We start from the raw sequence: 17795 nt of genomic DNA, 5'->3' as shown, positions 1-17795 counted from the left end.
CTCTGCGACGCCGAGAGGTCAGGGGTTCAACTCGGCGAGTTTGGTGAACTCCTTCCGGAAGGCGTGGAATTTCCCTTCCAGTTCGAGGAAGTTCTTTTCGGACAGGGGAGAGCCGGTGATCTTTTCGTACAGGGCGAGGAAATCCGCCCTTGTCGTCGTGGTGGAGATACGGAAGTGCCGTCCGGAGCGGGATTGGGAAACACGGAGGAACTCGGAGCGTTCCTTGTTGTACAGAAAGGAACCCTCACTGAACCGCAGAGTTCGCGGATACAGCGTGGTCGCGCCGCGGATATCGCTGTACAAGGTCACCCAAACGCTCTCGTCGAACACTTCGAGCCGATCCAGTGGCGGGTCGGCGACGATGGTGATGTCCACCAGCGAGCACCGGCCGCGCGCCAGGAACAGCCCGACCAGGCCGATGCTGATCTCGTCGTCGAGCCGGCGCTGGATCGTCTCGTAGTCCATCCCTGCTTCTTCGCTGCGAAGGAGATAGCGCGCCCTGCCGCTGATGGCGCCCTCGTCACGCGGGTCGGCGATGACCACGCGAAGCTCCCTTTCGGTGCGGGATAACAACAAACGGGCCGCTGCGTGCCTGGCGGAGAACCCGCGGAAGAAGTAGTGCCTGGTCACGTCGAGGTCTTCGGTCATGATCCGGTTGAACAACGGATCCGGATCGGTGGTCGCCTCGAAGACGTGGGTGGGGAAGAATTCCTTGTTGAGCGAACGATATTCGGCGCTGAGCGCTTCCAGCGCGCGGCGGCTTTCCTCGATCAGCGGGGTCACCATCGCGCGCTGTGACGCGGTGGCCGTGATCAGGGTCTGGCCGAAGCCGACCACCGCGGAGATCAGGGTGCCGGTGCCCAGTGAAGTGAGCAGCGTCTTACCGGCGCCGGGATCCATCTTGCTGGAGATCCACAGGCTGAGGCCCGCGACGACGACCAGTACGGTGAGCAGCAGGCTCGTCCTGGTCCAGAAGATCTCTTGCAGTGGGGTACGGCGGAGCCGGTCGGCTTCCGCGGGCACGGGGGTCACCTCCTTGATCCGCACTCGAACGGACGAACGCACTGCGTATCTGTTCGAGTGCGGGGAGTTACTCTACGCGCATCGTGACAATGTCGAAATAAGAAATTCGGGGGAAAGGTACCAACAGCGAACGTGACGCACGGCTATACCTCTTTCGCGTCCGAGGTTTCGCCGGAACACGGAAAAACCACTCACGGAGCGTGCGGAAGGATTCCTTCGTACCACGCGGGGCCGGGCTTCGCGGACGACAGTGTTTCGACAACGGCCGAAGACGGTCTGGCGTACACGGTGGGGAAGTCGATCTCCCCTTTGGCGGGGTCCAGGGTCCACGCGAGGCGCTCGTCTTCCGGCGAACTCTTTCGCAAGAAAGGAAAGTGGGCGTCCGCGCCGTTTTTGTTGCCCCTCGGGTCGAGCCGGATCCACCGGTCCAGACCGGCGAGGTACACGCCGTTGAGCCCGTGCAGAACGCCGATCCGCTGATAGCAGAACCCGGCGGGGATGCCCTGGCCGCGCAGCAATGCGGCCAGCAGATGGGCCTTCGCGTAGCAAAGACCGACCTTCTCGCGCAGAACCTCGGAGGCCATAAGGGTGACCCGGGAATCGGCGGCGTCCACCGTATGGGCGATCTCGTCGCGCACGAAGTGAAACATCGAACGAATCACGTCGACTTCGGTGCCGCCGGTCGGTGACAGTCTGTCAGCCGTTTCGCGGATCAGCGGGTGATCGTGATCGATGATCGCGTCGGCGACGAGATAATCTTCGAGCCGGTCGGATTCGATCTTCAGCGGGATTTTCACGCGGCGCCGGCCAGCACGGTGTCGACGGCTTCTTCGAGGAACTTCGGACCGGCTTCGCCGCCGCGCAGCAGCAGCCGGAACCAGATCGCCCCCGCGAGCAGATCCATCACCAGGACCGGGTCGACGCCGGCGCGCAGTTCGCCCCGCGCGGCCGCGCGCTCGAAGATCGGCTCTTCGCGCGTCATGCGGTCGGCGAAGAAGCTCCTCGCGACCTCGCCGAGCTCCGGACGTCGTGGACCGGCGGTGAGCGTCGCGACGACGGCGGGCGAGGTGCGCTCCGAGGTCAGCAGCCGGAGGATCTGTGCCGCCACGGCGAGAAGATCGCCGCGCAGGCTGCCGGTGTCCGGGACGTCGAGGGCGAAAAGTCCCGAATCGCGCAGCGTCGCCGCCAGGAGCGCGTCCTTCGACGGCCACCACCTGTACAGCGTCGTCTTGTTGACGCCGGACCGGGCTGCGACGGCCTCGATGGCGAGCTTGTCGTAGCCGTTCTCGGCCAGTAGTTCGAGGGTGGCGGCGAAGATCGCCTCGGCCTTGCGCGGACCGTTCTGCGTGCTCACGGCCAGAGAATACAACGCGCCGTTGCGTTGGGTTCAAGGTGCGAGTACTTTCCAACGCAACGGTGCGTTGCATTCAGGAGGTCTCCATGGTCCCCGTCGTCTTCGTCCACGGCATCCGGCTCAGCGGTGCCGCCTGGTCCGAGCAACTCGAACTGCTGGGCCATCCCGCGAGAGCGGTCGATCTCCCGGGCCACGGCACTCGCCGGGGCGAGCGGTTCACCCTGGACGGCGCGGTCGACGCTGTCGCCGGGGTCCTCGACGAGCCCGCGCTGGTCGTCGGGCATTCCCTCGGCGGGTACGTCGCGATGGCCGCCGCCGCGCGGCACCCGGAAAGCGTGGCCGGACTGGTCGTCGCGGGCTCGACCTACCTGCCCGGCAAGACGCTGGAGACGCCCTTCCGTCTCGCGCACCGCCTCCTCATGCGGCTCCCGGACCAAGGCGAAGGGTTCAGCCGGCGGCAGTTCCGGAGCGCGCTCCCGCCGAAGCTCGCCGAGGCCGTGATCGGCGGCGGCATCGCGACCGAGGTGATCCCGGACGTCGCCGAGGCCCTCACCCGCTTCGACGTGCTCGCGGAACTCGCGACCTACCCGGGCCCCACCTGGCTGATCAACGGCGCACGCGACCACTTCCGCCGCCACGAACGCCGCTTTCTCGACGCCTGCGCCGACGGCAGGCTGGTCAACGTCCCGAACGCCGGGCACTACCTGCCGATGGCGCGCGGGAAGGAATTCGCTCAGCTGGTGCTCGACGCGGCCCGCAGTCTGCCGATCTCCGCCGTCAGCTCCGACCGCGGTGAGTCGTGCTGAGGTCCCAGCGAGGCGGCCCAGTTTTCGACCGGATAGAGCCAGACCGGCCGCCCGGCGATGTCCGCCGGTTCCCAGTCGTAGCGCGGCCAGACGTGCGCGTGGAGAAACGGATCCGTATTGCCGAGGATCTCCAGGTTCACCCGGCGGAAGCCGGGATCCCTTCGCGCGCAGACGTTTTCGACCGCTTCGCCGAGCAGTTCCATGTCCGCCAGGAACTGCAGCCGTCGTGATCGCGGCAGCTCGGTCAGCCTGCCGACGGCGGGGGAATCGGTCAGCAGCACGCAGTAGCCTGGAAGGAACTGCGTATCGCCGATCACCGCGAAGCCCGCGTCCAGCCGCCGCAGCACCGTCGGGTTCTCCCCGCGCAGCGCCGAGCCGATCCGATCCCGCTTCCAGCCGTCGGTCATGAAGCCAAGCTAGCCGACCGGGAACATCGAACCGCCGGTCGAGGTGAACTGGGTGTCCAGCCGGACCGGACCCTGATGGGGAGCCAAGACGATCGAAGCGTACGGGCTGGCGGAGGCGCCGTCCCCGTAGTTGGTGTGCAGATGCGCGCTGACGTGGACATTCCGGTCGGCGGGGATCTCGAAGGTGATCGCACCCCACGAGACCACGTACTGCCTGCCGTCGATGCTCACGAAAGGCACGTAGATCCTTGCCAAGGTGCCGAACGGACGTATCTCGACGGTGAGCAGCCGCCGCGAACCGGTGTGGTTGTCGACGTAGGGGATCACGCCCGGCATGTTGGCCAGATCCGTCGGTTCGGTCATGTTCGGGCTCCCTCAGAACTGGTAGTAGAGGAACGGGCTGAACGTGCCGGTCGCGATCAGGATGGCCGCGTACACCAGCCCGACGGTCATCACGCCGATCCGCAGCGCCGTCGCCGGGCGGCTGCGCGAAGACTCCAGCAGCGGCCCGGTCACCGGATGCGCGGGCAGGAAGATGATCGCCAGCGCGCACAGCAGGATGATCAGCCGCTGGTTGGTCACCGCGCTTTCGACGACGTCGGTGAGGCCGGTGAAGTCCGGCAGCACCATGTGCCCGATCATGCCGAGCGCGTGCGGCAGGTCCTTGGCCCGGAAGAACACCCAGCCGAAGACCACGAGTACGAGTGTCAGCGCGCGGCGGCCGATGCGGGCGGCCTGCGTCTTCGGGGTGGCGTCGTAGCCGAAAGCGCGTTCCACGATCAGCAGCGCGCCGTGGTAGATGCCCCAGATCAGGAACGTCCACTGCGCGCCGTGCCAGAACCCGGTCAGCACGAACACGATGCACAGGTTCCGGTACGTGTGCCCGGCGCCGGTGCGGTTGCCGCCCAGCGGGATGTAGACGTAGTCGCGGAACCAGCGCGACAGCGACATGTGCCAGCGCCGCCAGAACTCGGTGATGGTCACCGACGAGTACGGCCTCGCGAAGTTCTCCGGGAGCCGGAAGCCGAGCATGCGGCCGAGCCCGATCGCCATGTCGGAGTACCCGGAGAAATCGAAGAACAGCTGGAGCGTGTACCCGATCGCGCCGAGCCAGGCGATCGCGAAGGTCATCTGATCCGGTGGTGTGTTGAAACAGGCGTCCACCATCGGGCTGAGCGAGTCCGCGATGATCGTCTTCTTGCACAGCCCGAGCGCGAAGCGCGGGAAACCGGCGGCGACGTCGTCGAGGCGGTGCGACCGCTGCTGCGGCAGCTGGTCGGCGATCTCGCGGTACCGCACGATCGGCCCGGCCACCAGCTGCGGGAACATCGCGATGTACGCGGCGAACGACACCGGGTTGCGCAGCGCGCGGCGTTCACCGCGGTAGATGTCCACCACGTACGAGATGTGATGGAACGTGTAGAACGAGATGCCGATCGGGATGACCAGGTCGGCCACCGGGAAACCGCCGCCGAACCAGTGCGTCACGGCCGCGATCTGCTGCGTTGCGAAACCGGCGTACTTCCAGATCAGCAGCATGCCGACGTTGAGGCCGATGACCCCGAGCAGCAGCCGTTTGCGCCGCTTGTTCTGCAGGTCCCACGCGTTCGGCTCCAGCGCGGGCCCGGCCAGGAAGTTGACCACCATGCAGCCGATGAGCACCAGCGTGTACGGGCCGGCGCCGGTGGCGTAGAAGATCAGGCTGCCCGCGGCGACGATGCCGTTGCGCCAGCTGCGCGGGCACAGCAGCACGGCGAGCAGTACCGCCGGCATGAAGTACCACAGGAACAGTGGCGAAATGAACGACATCGGTGCGGGGTCCCCCAGAGCGGCTACGCGTTATCCGCTGGTGACCTTAGCCTGAGGCCCCCGCACCGTGTGACGAAGTGCGGGGTCAGACACGTCCCGTGATACGGCGGCGGCGGGCCACCTCGGCCAGCAGCACCCCGGCCGCGACCGACGCGTTGAGCGACTCGACACCGGCGGACATCGGGATCGACACGGTCGCGTCGCAGGTCTCGCGCACGAGGCGGGAGAGACCGCGTCCCTCGGAGCCGAGCACGATGACCAGCGGATCCGCCGCGAGGTCGAGTTCGTCGATGTCGACCGAGCCGTCCGCGTCGAGGCCGACGACCATCAGGCCGTCGTCCTTCCACGCCTTCAGCTGACGGGTCAGGTTGGTCGCGACGGCGATCGGCAGCTTGGCGGCGGTGCCGGCGGAGGTCCGCCACGCGACCGCGGTCATGCCCGCGCTGCGCCGCTCCGGCAGGAGGACACCCTGAGCGCCGAACGCGGCGGCCGAGCGGATCACCGCGCCGAGGTTGCGGGGGTCGGTGACGCCGTCGAGCGCGACGAACAGCGGGGTCTGGCCCGAGTCCTTCGCCACCGCCATCAGGTCACGCGGGTCGGCGTACACGAACGGCGGGACCTGCAGGCCGAGGCCCTGGTGCATGGCCCGGTTGGTCTTGCGGTCGAGCTCCTCGCGCGGGACCTCCAGGATCGAGATGCCCTTGTCGCCCGCGAGCCGGACGGCCTCGTTGACGCGGTCGTCGATCTCGATGTTGATCGCGACGTACAGCGCGGTGGCCGGGACGTCGGCGCGCAGCGCCTCGACCACCGGGTTGCGCCCGGCGATCAGTTCGGGCTTGTCGGCCTTCTTCTGCCGGGCCTGTTCCTTGCGGTCACGCGCGTTCGAGATGCGGTACGCCTTGTGCCCGGGCCGGTCCTCGGCCTTGGGGGTCGGGCCCTTGCCTTCGAGGCCCTTCCGGCGCTGGCCGCCGGAACCGACGACCTGACCCTTCTTCGTGCCGGGCTTGCGAATAGCGCCCTGGCGCCGGGAGTTGCCTGCCATGAGTGAGAATCCTTGAGCTAGAAAAAGCGAGTAAGTGTCAGACGTCCTTGACGGTCCACTGTGGACCGTTCGGGGTGTCTTCCACCACGATGCCCGCCTGCTGGAGGCGGTCACGCGCGGCGTCCGCACGGGCGAAGTCCTTCTCGGCGCGGGCCTGCTGCCGTTCGGTGAGCAGCCCTTCCACGAGATCGGTCAGCGCCTGCCGGGTGGGCGTTTCGTTGCCGCCCGCCTCGGACCAGCGCGCGGAGAGCGGGTCGAGGCCGAGCACGTCGGTCATCGCGCGCACGGAGGCGGCGATTTCGAGTGCCTTGGAATTGTCGGCCGCGTCGAGGGCGGCGTTACCGTCGCGGACCGTGTTGTGCAGCACTGCGAACGCCTGCGGAGTGGCCAGGTCGTCGTCGAGCGCGGCGGCGAACTCCTTCGGGACTTCGCCGAGGTGGACGACGCCGACGATGCCCGCGGTGCGGCGGAGGAACTGCTCGATCCTCCGGTAGCCCTGTGCGGCTTCACCGAGTGCTCCGTCGGAGTACTCGATCGTCGACCGGTAGTGCGGCTGGACCAGGTAGTACCTCAGTTCGGGCGCCCGGTAGTTCTTGATCATCTCCGGGATGGAGACCGTGTTGCCCAGCGACTTCGACATCTTTTCGCCGGACATGGTCACCCACGCGTTGTGCAGCCAGAACCGCGCGAACCCGTCGCCCGCGGCGTTCGACTGGGCGCGCTCGTTCTCGTGGTGCGGGAACACCAGGTCGACGCCGCCGCCGTGGATGTCGAACTCCGCGCCGAGGTACGCCGTCGCCATCGCCGAGCATTCGAGGTGCCAGCCGGGACGACCGGAACCCCACGGCGTCGGCCATGACGGCTCACCCGGCTTCGCGGCCTTCCACAGCGTGAAGTCGCGCGGGTCGCGCTTTCCTTCTCCGAGGCTCTCGCCCTGCTGGACCTCGTCGAGCTTCTGCCCGGAGAGATCGCCGTAGCCGTCGAACGCCTTGACCGAGAAGTACACGTCGCCGCCCGAGGCGTAGGCGTGCCCGCCGTCGATCAGCCGCTGCATCAGCTCGACCATCTGCGTCACGTGCCCCGTCGCCCGGGGGGCGATCGAAGGCGGCAAGCAACCCAGCGACTCGTACGCCGTCTCGAAGGCGCGTTCGTGCGTGGCCGCCCACTCCCACCAGGGACGATCGGCCGCAGCCGCCTTGGCGAGGATCTTGTCGTCGATGTCGGTGACGTTGCGGACCATCAGCACGTCGAGTCCACTGTGGACGAGCCAGCGACGCAGGACGTCGTAGTTCAGCGCGCCGCGGACGTGGCCGATATGCGGGATGCCCTGCACGGTGGCACCACACACGTACATGGACGCCGTTCCGCTACGGGCGGGATGGAATTCCCGCACGCTTCGGGTCGCGGTGTCATAGAGGTGTAGTGCCACCCCGAAAGGGTACGGGGTGGGCGTGAGGGATGTCGCAGTGACCGTATTACAGCACGTTATGGGTGCGCAGCGCGCCGAGGAGGGCATCCGGCCGCTCCGCCGTCGGCAACGGCTCTACCAGCGCGAACGCGCAGCCGACCTCGCGTGCGGCGCCGTCGGCCTCCTCGCTGTCGCCGACCATCAGGGTCTCCGCCGGGTCGACGCCGAGCCGCTCGATCGCCGTACGGAAGATCTCCGGCTCCGGCTTCACCGCTCCGACCTCGAAGGACAGGATGAACTCGTCGACGAAGGCGTCCCAGCCGCGACGGCTGAAGGCGGGCCTGATGTCGAAGGCGATGTTGCTCAGCACCCCGAGCTTCACGCCCTTGCCGGCGACGCCCTTGAGGACGGCCTCGGTGTCCGGGTACGGCGTCCACTGGGTGGGATCGATCAGCCGGGTGTAGAGCGCGACCGCCTGGTCGGCGTGCGGGACCCCGGACTGCTTGAGGACCTCGAGGTACACCTTGCGATGGAGCACCGGGTCGCGGTCGCGGTTGTGCCAGGCGTGCAGGTGCTCCTCATCGAGATCGACGACCTGGCCGACCGGCGCGGTCATCCGGCGCATCAGCTCGGTCTGGGCCTCGATGTCGAGCCGCTCGCCCTCGTGGTCGGTGAGGTCGGCGAGCCAGGTCTCGTCCTGCTCGAGCCGAAAGATCGTGCCGGAGAAGTCGAACAACACAGCGCGAAAGGTCACGGGGTCCACATTAGCCACGATCGTGGGGTCCTTGCCTCTCCTCGCGTGTGAGATGAATGGGGCTTTCATCTCAAAATCTGCGATGAAAGTCCCATTCATCTCACGCCGCGACGGCGTCAGGCGGCGTTGCCGGTGATCTTGGTGGGCGTGACCCGGACCAGCACGCGGACGGTCTCCGCCGGCTCGTCCGGGTAGTCCTTGCCGAGGTACTTGTGCGAGAGCTCGTTGATCAGCTCGCGGCCGCCCTCGTCGGTCATCTCCACGGTCCCGCGGATCTCGGCGTAGTCGTACGGGTTGGCCTGGTCGAAGACCGAGACGGACACCCGCGGGTCCCTGGCCATGTTCCGCTCCTTGAGACGGCCGCGGACGGTCGCGAAGATCAGCGTGTCGCCGTCCCGCTTCGCCCACAGCACGGACGTCTGCGCGGAGCCGTCGGCGTTGAGGGTCGCGAGGACCGGGAAGTTGTTGCCGTCGAGGAGTTTCTTGGTCGCGTCGTTGAAAGTCACACCCATGACGGAAGCCTAATCAACGAACGTTCCCGGCGATCCGCTCGACCCGCAGGCGGATGATCACCCGTTCGACTTCCGGGCCTTCCGGCGGCGGGTCCTGGCCGAGGTACTTGTGACTGAGCGTCTTCGGCAACGTCTTCCCGGGATCCGGGGTGATCGTGACCGTCCCGCGCAGCTGTGTGTGCCGGTACGGGTTCTCCGCGTCGGTGATCGACACGCTCGCGCGAGGATCGCGACGCAGGTTTCGCACCTTCAGCCTGTCTTCGGTGGCGCTGAAGACCAGATCGCCGTCGTCGAGGCCCACCCAGATGACCGAGGTCTGCGGGCCGCCGTCGGCGTCCAGTGTGGCCACGGTCGCGAAGTTCTTGCCGTCCACCAGTTCGCGAACCGGTTCGGGAAGTGTGACTGCCATGACAGCCCGAACCGGCTCCCGGCGCGGGCTATTCCTGCGAAGGCAGCAGCAGCGCCGTCGCGAACGCCGCGATGCCCTCGCCGCGTCCGGTCAGGCCGAGCCCGTCAGTCGTCGTCCCGGAGACGCTCACCGGCCCGCCGACGGCCTCGCTCAGCACCTTCTGGGCCTCTTCGCGGCGCTTCCCGACGCGCGGCGCGTTGCCCACGATCTGGACTGTCGCGTTCCCGACGGTCCAGCCGCCCGCCTCGACCAGGCGCCGCGCCTCGGCGAGGAACTCGACGCCGTGCTTGCCCGCCCACCGCGGATCGCCGGTGCCGAACACCGCGCCGAGATCACCGAGCCCGGCCGCGGACAGCAGTGCGTCGCACAACGCGTGCGCCGCGACGTCGCCGTCGGAATGCCCCGCGCAGCCGTCGACGCCGGGCCAGAGGAGGCCGGCGATCCAGCATTCGCGGCCTGCCTCGATGGGATGGACGTCGACACCGTTGCCGATCCTCAAAGCACATCCTCTTTTCCTGCCACCGCGATGGCTTCCGCGAGCTTCTGTTCGAACGAAGTGGTGACGCGCATCGCATCGGGATGCCCGGCGATGGTGTGCGCGCCATCGAGAGACGGCTTATCGGCATACGAGAGAAAAGTCTCACGAGTGAAGCCGAGCGGGGTTTGCGCCGTACGCAGGTATGCGCGGTCTTCGGTACCCGTAATCACCTTCGCCGCGTCGGTCACCTTCACGGTGTCCGCCATCGGAAGTACGGGAACCACGAATGGAGAACCTGCACGGACAGCGTTCGCGACGGCACGGACCGTGTCCGCGGGAGTGAAAGCGCGCAAAGCGTCGTGCACGAGAATGACGGGATTCCCGGCGATTTCTTTTGCGACGGTGTCGAAAGCGTGCTTGAGCGACGGCCCGGGTACTATCCGGCAACGCTTATCGAAGCTACTGTGCGTATCGAGGCCACTGAGGGCCGCTGAAAACAAATGAGCACACCGCTCGGGGGCCGCCACGACCACCAGATCGAGATCCGGCAGAGCGAGCAGCCCCCGCACAGTGTGCGTGAGTAGAGCCTCACCATTGACCGGCGCGAGAGCGAGCTCCGCGTCGGAGGCATGGTGTCGAACGACAGTGACGAACACGATTGTGCTCATATGGACGGTACTCATATGTGCGCGATCGTAGTGGTATCCCGCGCAGCCTCACCTGGCGTGGGACATCCGCCGGTTCAGACTGCCGCGGTTTCCAGAACTTCGTCGAGGAGGACTTCAGCCTTGTCCTCGTCGGTGCCCTCCGCGAGCGCGAGCTCGCTGACCAGAATTTGCCGCGCCTTCGCCAGCATGCGTTTCTCGCCGGCTGAAAGTCCGCGGTCCTTCTCTCGTCGCCAGAGGTCGCGCACCACTTCGGCCACCTTGTTCACATCGCCGGAGGCGAGCTTCTCGAGGTTGGCCTTGTACCGACGAGACCAGTTAGTGGGCTCTTCGGTGTGCGGAGCACGCAGAACGTCGAAAACCTTGTCCAGTCCTTCTTGCCCGACGACATCACGAACACCGACGATCTCGGCGTTGTCAGCGGGCACGCGAACCGTAAGATCCCCTTGCGCGACTTTGAGGACGAGGTACTTCTTCTCCTCGCCCTTGATCACGCGGGTCTCGATGGCTTCGATGAGTGCGGCACCGTGGTGCGGGTAGACGACGGTCTCTCCGACCTTGAAAACCATGTGTCCTCTGCCCCTTTCGCTGAATTCATCTTAGCACGTGCCGACGAGGCCCACCTAGCGGCCTGCGATCGTCGTCGCAGGTCAGCGGCCTGACGGTGGTCCGCCCGGGGGTTGACAAATCCAATTCGCCCGTGCTCATGCAGGTGAGAAGCGAACGATTTCCAAATCCTTTGTGGACGGTTGATCTTGGGCACGTCACCGCATTGGTGGCGTGTCAACACGCACCGGGTTCTCCGCCCGTGAAGCCGCCCGGCTAGTCTTCGCGGTGAAGAGGCCGTGAGATGGAAGGACTCCGACGTGAGGCTGCAGAATCGTCGCGTGTTCGGCGCAGGTGTGCTGGCGCTCGGCGCCGCACTCGTGCTCGCCGGCTGCGGTGCTGGTCAGATCACCCAGACCGACTCGCAGCAGCCCGCGGTCAACGGGACGTACGCGCAGGCGAAGGAGCTGGTGCTGCGGAACGCCGCGCTCCAGTTCCCCACCGAGGGCCAGGCGTACCCGGCCGGTGCCGCTGTGCCGCTGACGCTGACCATCGTGAACCAGGGCAAGCAGGACGACGAGCTCGTCTCGGTCTCCTCCGAAGCCACCACCGGTGACGCCAAGATCTCCGGCGCCAAGGCCGTCGTCGCGGGCCACGCGCTCGTGGTCGGGCCGTCCGACGCGGTCGAGTCGACCAAGGAGGCCGCTCCGACGAGTGCCCCCTCCTCTGCCCCGGCGTCTTCGGGTGCTCCGTCGTCCTCGGGTGCCCCGTCTTCCTCAGGCACCCCGTCGAGCAGTGCGTCCGGCGCCCCGTCGTCGAGCGTCGCCGGGACGGTCACGCCGTCCGCGGGCCCCGAGTCGTCCGCCGCGCCGGGCGAGGTGGGCAAGGCCACGATCGTGCTGCAGGGCCTGAAGCAGCCGCTGTGGGCGGGCCAGACGATCAAGGTCACCTTCGTCTTCAAGAACTCCGGTTCGATCACGCTGGACCTGCCGGTCTCGGCGCCGTCGCACCCCGGCAGCCGGGAACCGGCGCCGAAGAAGGAAGCCAAGGGCGGCGGGCACTAAGTTTCCGTAGCCGTGCCGAAAGGGCCCTTCACCGCATGACATGTGGTGAAGGGCCCTTTCGCTGCGTCTGATGCGGGGAAAGTCCCTTTCAGCTCCCGGCCCTGTCGTTGCCGGGGATTGTCGGTGGTGGCCGCTAGCCTCGCGGGGTGGTCAAGAAAGGCAGCACCTACCGCTGCGGTGAATGCGGGTACGAAGCGCCGAAGTGGGTCGGGCGCTGCCCCGAGTGTCAGGCGTGGGGGACGCTCGAAGAACGCGGCGACGCCCGCCCCGCGATAGCCAGGGTCGCCGCCGGCGCCCCCAGCGCTCCCGCGCGCCCGATCGGCGAGGTCGACGTCGAGACGGCGCGGGCCAAGCCCACCGGCGTCTCCGAACTCGACAGGGTCCTCGGCGGCGGGTTCGTGCCGGGCGCGGTCATCCTGCTCGCCGGCGAGCCCGGGGTCGGCAAATCAACCCTCTTGCTGGAGGTCGCTTATCAGTGGGCGGCCACCGCGGGCCGCGCGCTGTACGTCACCGGCGAGGAGTCGGCGGGGCAGGTGCGCCTGCGCGCCGAACGCACCGGCAACGTCCACGACGAGATGTTCCTCGCGGCCGAGAGCGACCTCTCCGCGATCCTCGGTCACGTCGACGCGGTCAAGCCGGGCGTGCTGATCGTCGACTCGGTCCAGACCATGGCCTCACCCCAGGTGGACGGTGCGCCGGGCGGGGTCACCCAGGTCCGCGCGGTCACCGCCGGGCTGGTCGCGCTGGCCAAGGAACGCGGACTGCCGATCGTGCTGGTCGGTCACGTCACGAAGGACGGCTCGGTCGCCGGGCCGCGGGTGCTGGAGCACCTGGTCGACGTCGTCCTGCAGTTCGAGGGCGACAAGCATTCGACGCTGCGGATGCTGCGCGGGATCAAGAATCGCTTCGGCGCCGCCGACGAGATCGGCTGCTTCGAACTGGTCGAGGAGGGCATCGTCGGCGTGCCCGACCCGTCGGGCCTGTTCCTGAGCCACACCTCCGAGCCGGTCGCGGGCACCGCGGTCACGGTGACCATGGAGGGCAAGCGGCCGCTGCTGGGCGAGGTCCAGGCGCTGGTTTCGGCGACCCAGTCACCACAGCCCCGGCGCGCGGTGAGCGGTCTCGATTCGGCGCGTGTCGCGATGGTGCTGGCGGTGGTCGAGAAGCGGGCGAACATCAAGGTCGGCGACAAGGACGTCTACGTCGCGACCGTCGGCGGCATGAAGATCACCGAGCCCGGCATCGACCTCGCGGTGGTGCTGGCGCTGATCTCGTCGGCGAGGGACACCCCGCTCTCGCCCAAGCTGGTCGCGATGGGCGAGGTCGGGCTGTCGGGTGAGGTCCGGCGGGTGCCGAGCGTCGGGCGGCGGCTCGCGGAGGCCGCCCGGCTCGGCTACACCTACGCGCTGGTGCCGCCGGACTCCGGCAAGATCCCGCAGGGGATCCGGGTGCTGGAGGTCGCCGACGTCGGAAGCGCGCTGAACGCCGCCAAGCACGCCCGCTAGCGGACTTCGGGGCCGTCGTCGTCGGTGATCACCACCGACATCTTCGTGTCGAACAAGGCCGGTCCCGACTCGGGCGGGTTCGGGGCGGAGCGGTTCCGCACGACCTCCGCCGTCTTCAGGTCCACGATGAACGTCCTGATCCGGTCGGGCAGCGTGACGGAGAAGGAAACGCCAGGACCGTTGTCGGGTGTGCTCACGCTCGTGTCGACCGTGACACCCGGAACCCGCGCGAGCGCCTTGCACAGGGCCACCCGGAGGTCGCCGAAACCGTGTCCCATCCGCAGGGCGCCGAACACCATCTCGAACATCTCGGGTGCCGTGTTCGTTTTGTCGAGAGGCTGTCCGGAGCGGTTGTCGTGCATGAGCCTGTCGAGCAGTTTCGTCGGATCGGTGGGGAGATCGGCGAGGAACTCCCTCGTCGGGGTCGTCCAGCCGCTTCCCGTCGGCTTCTCTCGAGTCGAGACCGGCGCCACCGGCTGTGAGTTCGTGGTGGTCGTGGCCGGTGGGGCCTGCGCGCTCGAGGTGGAGTGCGGGCCGGACGGCCCTCCGGAGCTTTCCCAGCCTGTTTCGACCGTCGCACCGGGGATCAGTTCGCCGCGTGTCCTCGCCAAGTCGTAGTCGCCCTTGATCCAGCGGACCTCGCCGGTCCGGGAGTAGCGCGTCTTGATCGGCCGGTCTCCCCTCGACGGAATCCACCGTTCGAGGATCTCGTGGGTCTGGTAGATCAGTCCGCTCTTCTTGCCGAACCGCGTGGTCCAGACCGACTCGGTGAGCAGCCGGTACTGCTTGTCGGTCAGGGGGAGATCGGTGCCGCGGAGGTACTTGAGCGCGTCATCGCCCGGGGCGAGAGTCACGGGGGCGGCCGGGGCCGGGGCGTCGTCGCCGACGAAGGCGTTCGTCGCCACGATTCCCCCGCCCGACACCAGCGCCGCGGCGGCCGCGGCCGCGATCCATCGCCACGCGCCCGGACGTTTTTTTACCGGGGGCGCCGTCATGGGACGGAGTTCGTCCTCGACCTCGGCCTCGCCCGCCGCGCGCAGGAGCGCGGCCCTGGCGCGGGACAGTTCGTCCTGCCGGGTTTCCGGTTCGGAATGGAGGTCGGCCAGCGCCTCGTCGAGTTCGGCGTCGGACCACACCTTCCTGATGTTACCGCCGTGCACTTTCGCCCTCCTCCTCTTGCCTCGAATTGTCCTTTGTGGACTCTGTCGTTGTCTCCGGTGCGTTGGCGCGCAACCATCTTCTGATCCGGTGCAGTCGTGATCTGACGGTTCCGGCGGGAATCCCGAGTGCTTCGGCCACTTCGCCGGGATCCAGGCCCGCCCAGGAGACCAGCAGCAGGGTGTCGCGGTCCGGGACGCTCAGTTCGGCCAGCGCGCCCGCCAGCTGGGCGGCGCGGAACTGCGCGTCGACCCGCTCGGCGACGCGGCCGTCGTGGCCGGCCGAGATCACCTGGTCGGCGGCCGCGAGCCGGGCCGTCGCGTTGAGCGCGCGGGTCTCGGTGCGGACGTGGTGCCGGAGCAGGTTCGTCGCGATGCCGTAGAGCCACGCCCGCGCCGTCCCGGCCTCCGGGCGGTACGTCTCCCGCCGCCGGAGTGCCACGAGGAAGGTCTCGGCGACGAGGTCGTGCGCGGTCTCGGTGCCGACGCGGCGCGCGAGATAGCGCTGCAGCGGGGCCGCGTGGGCGTCGAAGAGCATGCCGAAGACGGGCGCGGGGTCCGGACCACCGAGATCCGGCCTGTCCGGCCCGCGCGAGCCGGCCTGCTCGTGGTCTTTTTTCATCACCTGCACGATCGCTATTGCCCGAAGGCCCCCAGAGCGTTCATTCGAGCCTACTTTCGTCGTGGGCCGATCGGGGAAACCGCAGGTCGAGATCAAGACAAAAGCCTCGGGAAGGGCGATCCTGTTCACTATTCACCATTGAAAAGTGAAACTGGGGAAGGATTACCATGCGTCGACTCAGGACCGCGGTCGTCGCCGCGCTCGCGGTGTCCGCACTGATCACCGCTCCGGCGGTGGCCGTCGCTCAGGCGGAGAACGTCGTACCAGCCCCCGACTTCGTGAAGTCGATGGCGCCGCCCGCCAAGGTCGAAGGGGTCAGGGCGGCCGCGGAACTCAACATCCAGTACCAGATCCAGGAGACCGGGTACTGGTGCGGCCCGGCCGCCACCCGGATCGCCATCTCGGCCAAGAACGGCAACCCGCCGAGCCAGCAGCAGCTCGCGAACGAGCTCCCGACCAGCACCAACGGCACCGACTGGATCGGCCAGGTCACCCGCGTCCTCAACGCCCACGTCGGCGGCGGCTGGTACGAGACCAAGGAGATGCCGAACGACCCGCCGAGCCAGGCGCAACGCGACCTCCTGTGGCGCGACATCGTGCTGGACGTCGACAAGGGCTACGCGATCGTCGCGAACATCGTCGCCCCGGCGAACAACCACCCGCCGGGCTACCCGAACTACACGATCTACCACTACTTCACGGTCATCGGCTACAACAGCGACAACATGACGGTGAAGATCGCCGACCCGGCCAACTTCGGCGGGAACCAGATCTACTGGCTCACCTTCAACCAGCTCGCCACCCTGATCCCGCCGAAGGGCTACTCGGCCTGATCCACATCGCATTTCGTCCTCTGCCTGCGGTACTTGCACGCGCGACGAGCGCAGGCAGAGGTCGAAATGTCGGGTTGTACGAATCTTGTACGGGCGTGCCCGAAGATCGAGATCATGCGCATCAAGACGCTCGGTCTGCTGGCCGCTTCACTGCTGGCCCTCATCGCCTCGCCGGCTCAAGCCGCCGACGGCAACCCCCTTGAGAAGACCAACGGCTTCTACGCCGACCCGAACTCCAACTCCGCTGTCTGGGTGAAGGACCACCCGGGCAGCACCGCCGACAAGATCAAGGCCGCCATCTCCACCAAGGCGGGCGCGCGCTGGTTCGGCAACTGGAGCGGCGACGTCAAGAAGGCCGTCGACGGCTACACCTACGCCGCCGACGTGGCGGACAAGCTGCCGATCCTGGTCGCCTACAACGTCCCCGGCCGTGACTGCGGTGGCCACTCCGGCGGCGGCGCGGGCAGCCCCGAGGCGTACCGGACCTGGATCTCGAACTTCGCCGACGGCATCGGCGGCAAGCCCGCGGTCGTCATCATCGAGCCGGACGCGCTCGCGCAGGTCGACTGCCTGCCCGCCGGTGAGCGCCAGACCCGCCTCGACCTGCTCAAGTACGCCGCGGAGCAGCTCGCCGCGAAGGCCCCGAACACCTGGGCCTACATGGACGGCGGCAACTCGACCTGGATCCCCGCCGCGACCATGGCCGACCGGCTCAACGCCGTCGGGGTGAAGTCGGTCCGCGGTCTCGCGATCAACGTGTCGAACTACAAGACCACCACCGACTCGGCGAACTACGGCAAGGCCGTCAGCGCCGCGCTGTCGAGCAAGTACGGCTACACCAAGCCGTTCGTCATCGACACGAGCCGCAACGGCAACGGCCCCAAGGGCACCGAGTGGTGCAACCCGGCCGGTCGCAAGCTCGGGACGCCTTCGCAGACCGGTGGCGGCGCCGAGATGCTGCTCTGGGTCAAGGTGCCCGGTGACTCCGACGGCAAGTGCGGGATCGCGCCGAACGTCGAAGCCGGTCAGTTCAGCTCCGATCTGGCCCTGCGCCTGATCAGCGGGACCTGACCTTCCTCAAGCCCGTCGCGCCGGCTGTTCGTCTGTGACTTTCGTTCTCCCGAGAAGGCGAAGGCCACGACCCCTTGGACAGCAGCCGGCGCGACGACTCCACTACCGCCGAAGGTGGTCGGACCACGGTGGCCGCCCACACGGCCACCTCGGACCTCCGGAACGCGTTGCGAAGGGGCCCTTCACCGCATGACCTGCGGTGAAGGGCCCCTTGAGTGTTAAGGCAAAGGTGTCGGGTGGGTCGGGGTGGGGGGGGGGGGGGGGGGGGGGGTTTTTTTTTTTTTTTAAAACAAAACCCAACACACCAAAAAACAACCCCCCCCCCCCCCC

21 protein-coding genes are annotated in these 17795 nt (G+C 67.7%); 5 read left to right on the top strand and 16 right to left on the bottom strand.

Annotated features, from left to right (window positions below; all coding sequences use genetic code 11):
* Nucleotides 1–18: 18 nt before the first annotated feature.
* The 3 genes from ACZ6YV_RS25010 to ACZ6YV_RS25000 form a co-directional block, all read right to left on the bottom strand.
* The gene (locus ACZ6YV_RS25010; RefSeq protein WP_465511932.1) at nucleotides 19–1065 is read right to left on the bottom strand and encodes a hypothetical protein; all 1047 of its coding nucleotides are present in this window, start codon (nucleotides 1063–1065) and stop codon (nucleotides 19–21) included.
* 149 nt (nucleotides 1066–1214) lie between these two features.
* Nucleotides 1215–1820 carry a transglutaminase-like domain-containing protein gene (locus tag ACZ6YV_RS25005; protein WP_465511931.1) on the bottom strand — a complete coding sequence of 202 codons (606 nt, stop codon included), beginning with the start codon at nucleotides 1818–1820 and terminating at the stop codon, nucleotides 1215–1217.
* Nucleotides 1817–2377 (bottom strand): TetR/AcrR family transcriptional regulator, encoded by a 561-nt coding sequence (locus ACZ6YV_RS25000; protein WP_465511930.1) that lies wholly within the window; start codon nucleotides 2375–2377, stop codon nucleotides 1817–1819. Before ACZ6YV_RS25000 ends, ACZ6YV_RS25005 begins: the two co-directional genes overlap by 4 nt.
* Nucleotides 2378–2463: 86 nt before the next feature.
* Here ACZ6YV_RS25000 and ACZ6YV_RS24995 point away from each other — a divergent pair, with 86 nt between their 5' ends.
* Nucleotides 2464–3183 carry an alpha/beta fold hydrolase gene (locus ACZ6YV_RS24995; protein ID WP_465511929.1) on the top strand — a complete coding sequence of 240 codons (720 nt, stop codon included), beginning with the start codon at nucleotides 2464–2466 and terminating at the stop codon, nucleotides 3181–3183.
* Here ACZ6YV_RS24995 and ACZ6YV_RS24990 read toward each other — a convergent pair.
* From ACZ6YV_RS24990 to ACZ6YV_RS24940, 11 genes are all read right to left on the bottom strand, one after another.
* A complete protein-coding gene (locus ACZ6YV_RS24990; RefSeq protein ID WP_465511928.1) occupies nucleotides 3111–3590 on the bottom strand; it encodes an HIT family protein in 480 nt (159 codons plus the stop codon). The genes ACZ6YV_RS24995 and ACZ6YV_RS24990 overlap by 73 nt on opposite strands.
* 9 nt (nucleotides 3591–3599) lie before the next feature.
* Nucleotides 3600–3953: a hypothetical protein gene (locus tag ACZ6YV_RS24985; protein ID WP_465511927.1), complete on the bottom strand. Its 354-nt coding sequence runs from the start codon at nucleotides 3951–3953 to the stop codon at nucleotides 3600–3602.
* 12 nt (nucleotides 3954–3965) lie between these two features.
* Complete coding sequence (locus ACZ6YV_RS24980) at nucleotides 3966–5399, bottom strand: MBOAT family O-acyltransferase (RefSeq protein WP_465511926.1); 1434 nt, start codon at nucleotides 5397–5399, stop codon at nucleotides 3966–3968.
* 85 nt (nucleotides 5400–5484) lie between these two features.
* Nucleotides 5485–6441, bottom strand: coding sequence for a 23S rRNA (guanosine(2251)-2'-O)-methyltransferase RlmB (gene rlmB / locus ACZ6YV_RS24975; protein WP_465511925.1), 957 nt, complete (start codon nucleotides 6439–6441; stop codon nucleotides 5485–5487).
* Nucleotides 6442–6478: 37 nt separating this feature from the next.
* On the bottom strand, nucleotides 6479–7870 hold the full coding sequence (gene cysS, locus ACZ6YV_RS24970; RefSeq protein WP_465511924.1) for a cysteine--tRNA ligase: 1392 nt from the start codon (nucleotides 7868–7870) through the stop codon (nucleotides 6479–6481).
* 46 nt (nucleotides 7871–7916) lie between these two features.
* Complete coding sequence (locus ACZ6YV_RS24965) at nucleotides 7917–8603, bottom strand: HAD family hydrolase (RefSeq protein WP_465511923.1); 687 nt, start codon at nucleotides 8601–8603, stop codon at nucleotides 7917–7919.
* A gap of 116 nt (nucleotides 8604–8719) precedes the next feature.
* Nucleotides 8720–9115 (bottom strand): PPOX class F420-dependent oxidoreductase, encoded by a 396-nt coding sequence (locus tag ACZ6YV_RS24960; protein WP_465511922.1) that lies wholly within the window; start codon nucleotides 9113–9115, stop codon nucleotides 8720–8722.
* Nucleotides 9116–9128: 13 nt separating this feature from the next.
* Nucleotides 9129–9524, bottom strand: a complete 396-nt coding sequence (locus tag ACZ6YV_RS24955; RefSeq protein WP_465511921.1) for a PPOX class F420-dependent oxidoreductase — start codon at nucleotides 9522–9524, stop codon at nucleotides 9129–9131.
* A gap of 28 nt (nucleotides 9525–9552) precedes the next feature.
* Nucleotides 9553–10023, bottom strand: coding sequence for a 2-C-methyl-D-erythritol 2,4-cyclodiphosphate synthase (ispF, locus tag ACZ6YV_RS24950; protein WP_005165257.1), 471 nt, complete (start codon nucleotides 10021–10023; stop codon nucleotides 9553–9555).
* Nucleotides 10020–10670, bottom strand: coding sequence for an IspD/TarI family cytidylyltransferase (locus tag ACZ6YV_RS24945; protein ID WP_465511920.1), 651 nt, complete (start codon nucleotides 10668–10670; stop codon nucleotides 10020–10022). The genes ispF and ACZ6YV_RS24945 overlap by 4 nt, the downstream gene beginning before the upstream one ends.
* 74 nt (nucleotides 10671–10744) lie before the next feature.
* A complete protein-coding gene (locus ACZ6YV_RS24940; RefSeq protein ID WP_005165253.1) occupies nucleotides 10745–11236 on the bottom strand; it encodes a CarD family transcriptional regulator in 492 nt (163 codons plus the stop codon).
* A 297-nt stretch (nucleotides 11237–11533) separates the two neighbouring features.
* On the opposite strand from ACZ6YV_RS24940, the gene ACZ6YV_RS24935 reads away from it, so the two are divergent.
* Together ACZ6YV_RS24935 and radA are read left to right on the top strand one after the other, a co-directional pair.
* Nucleotides 11534–12277 carry a copper chaperone PCu(A)C domain-containing protein gene (locus ACZ6YV_RS24935; RefSeq protein WP_465511919.1) on the top strand — a complete coding sequence of 248 codons (744 nt, stop codon included), beginning with the start codon at nucleotides 11534–11536 and terminating at the stop codon, nucleotides 12275–12277.
* Nucleotides 12278–12423: 146 nt separating this feature from the next.
* Nucleotides 12424–13782, top strand: coding sequence for a DNA repair protein RadA (gene radA, locus ACZ6YV_RS24930; RefSeq protein ID WP_465511918.1), 1359 nt, complete (start codon nucleotides 12424–12426; stop codon nucleotides 13780–13782).
* Here radA and ACZ6YV_RS24925 read toward each other — a convergent pair.
* Entirely contained in the window at nucleotides 13779–14942 is a 1164-nt protein-coding gene (locus ACZ6YV_RS24925) for a CU044_5270 family protein (protein WP_465511917.1), read from the bottom strand. The genes radA and ACZ6YV_RS24925 overlap by 4 nt on opposite strands.
* Complete coding sequence (locus ACZ6YV_RS24920) at nucleotides 14929–15570, bottom strand: RNA polymerase sigma factor (protein WP_465511916.1); 642 nt, start codon at nucleotides 15568–15570, stop codon at nucleotides 14929–14931. The genes ACZ6YV_RS24925 and ACZ6YV_RS24920 overlap by 14 nt, the downstream gene beginning before the upstream one ends.
* Before the next feature lie 158 nt (nucleotides 15571–15728).
* On the opposite strand from ACZ6YV_RS24920, the gene ACZ6YV_RS24915 reads away from it, so the two are divergent.
* Nucleotides 15729–16394, top strand: a complete 666-nt coding sequence (locus ACZ6YV_RS24915) for a C39 family peptidase (protein WP_465511915.1) — start codon at nucleotides 15729–15731, stop codon at nucleotides 16392–16394.
* A 114-nt stretch (nucleotides 16395–16508) separates the two neighbouring features.
* Nucleotides 16509–17465, top strand: a complete 957-nt coding sequence (locus ACZ6YV_RS24910; protein ID WP_465511914.1) for a glycoside hydrolase family 6 protein — start codon at nucleotides 16509–16511, stop codon at nucleotides 17463–17465.
* The last annotated feature ends 330 nt before the right edge of the window (nucleotides 17466–17795 follow it).

This window comes from Amycolatopsis sp. NPDC102522, assembly GCF_055584485.1.
The sequence above is the reverse complement of the archived record's forward strand: the minus strand, read 5'-3'. Positions and strand labels throughout refer to the sequence as shown.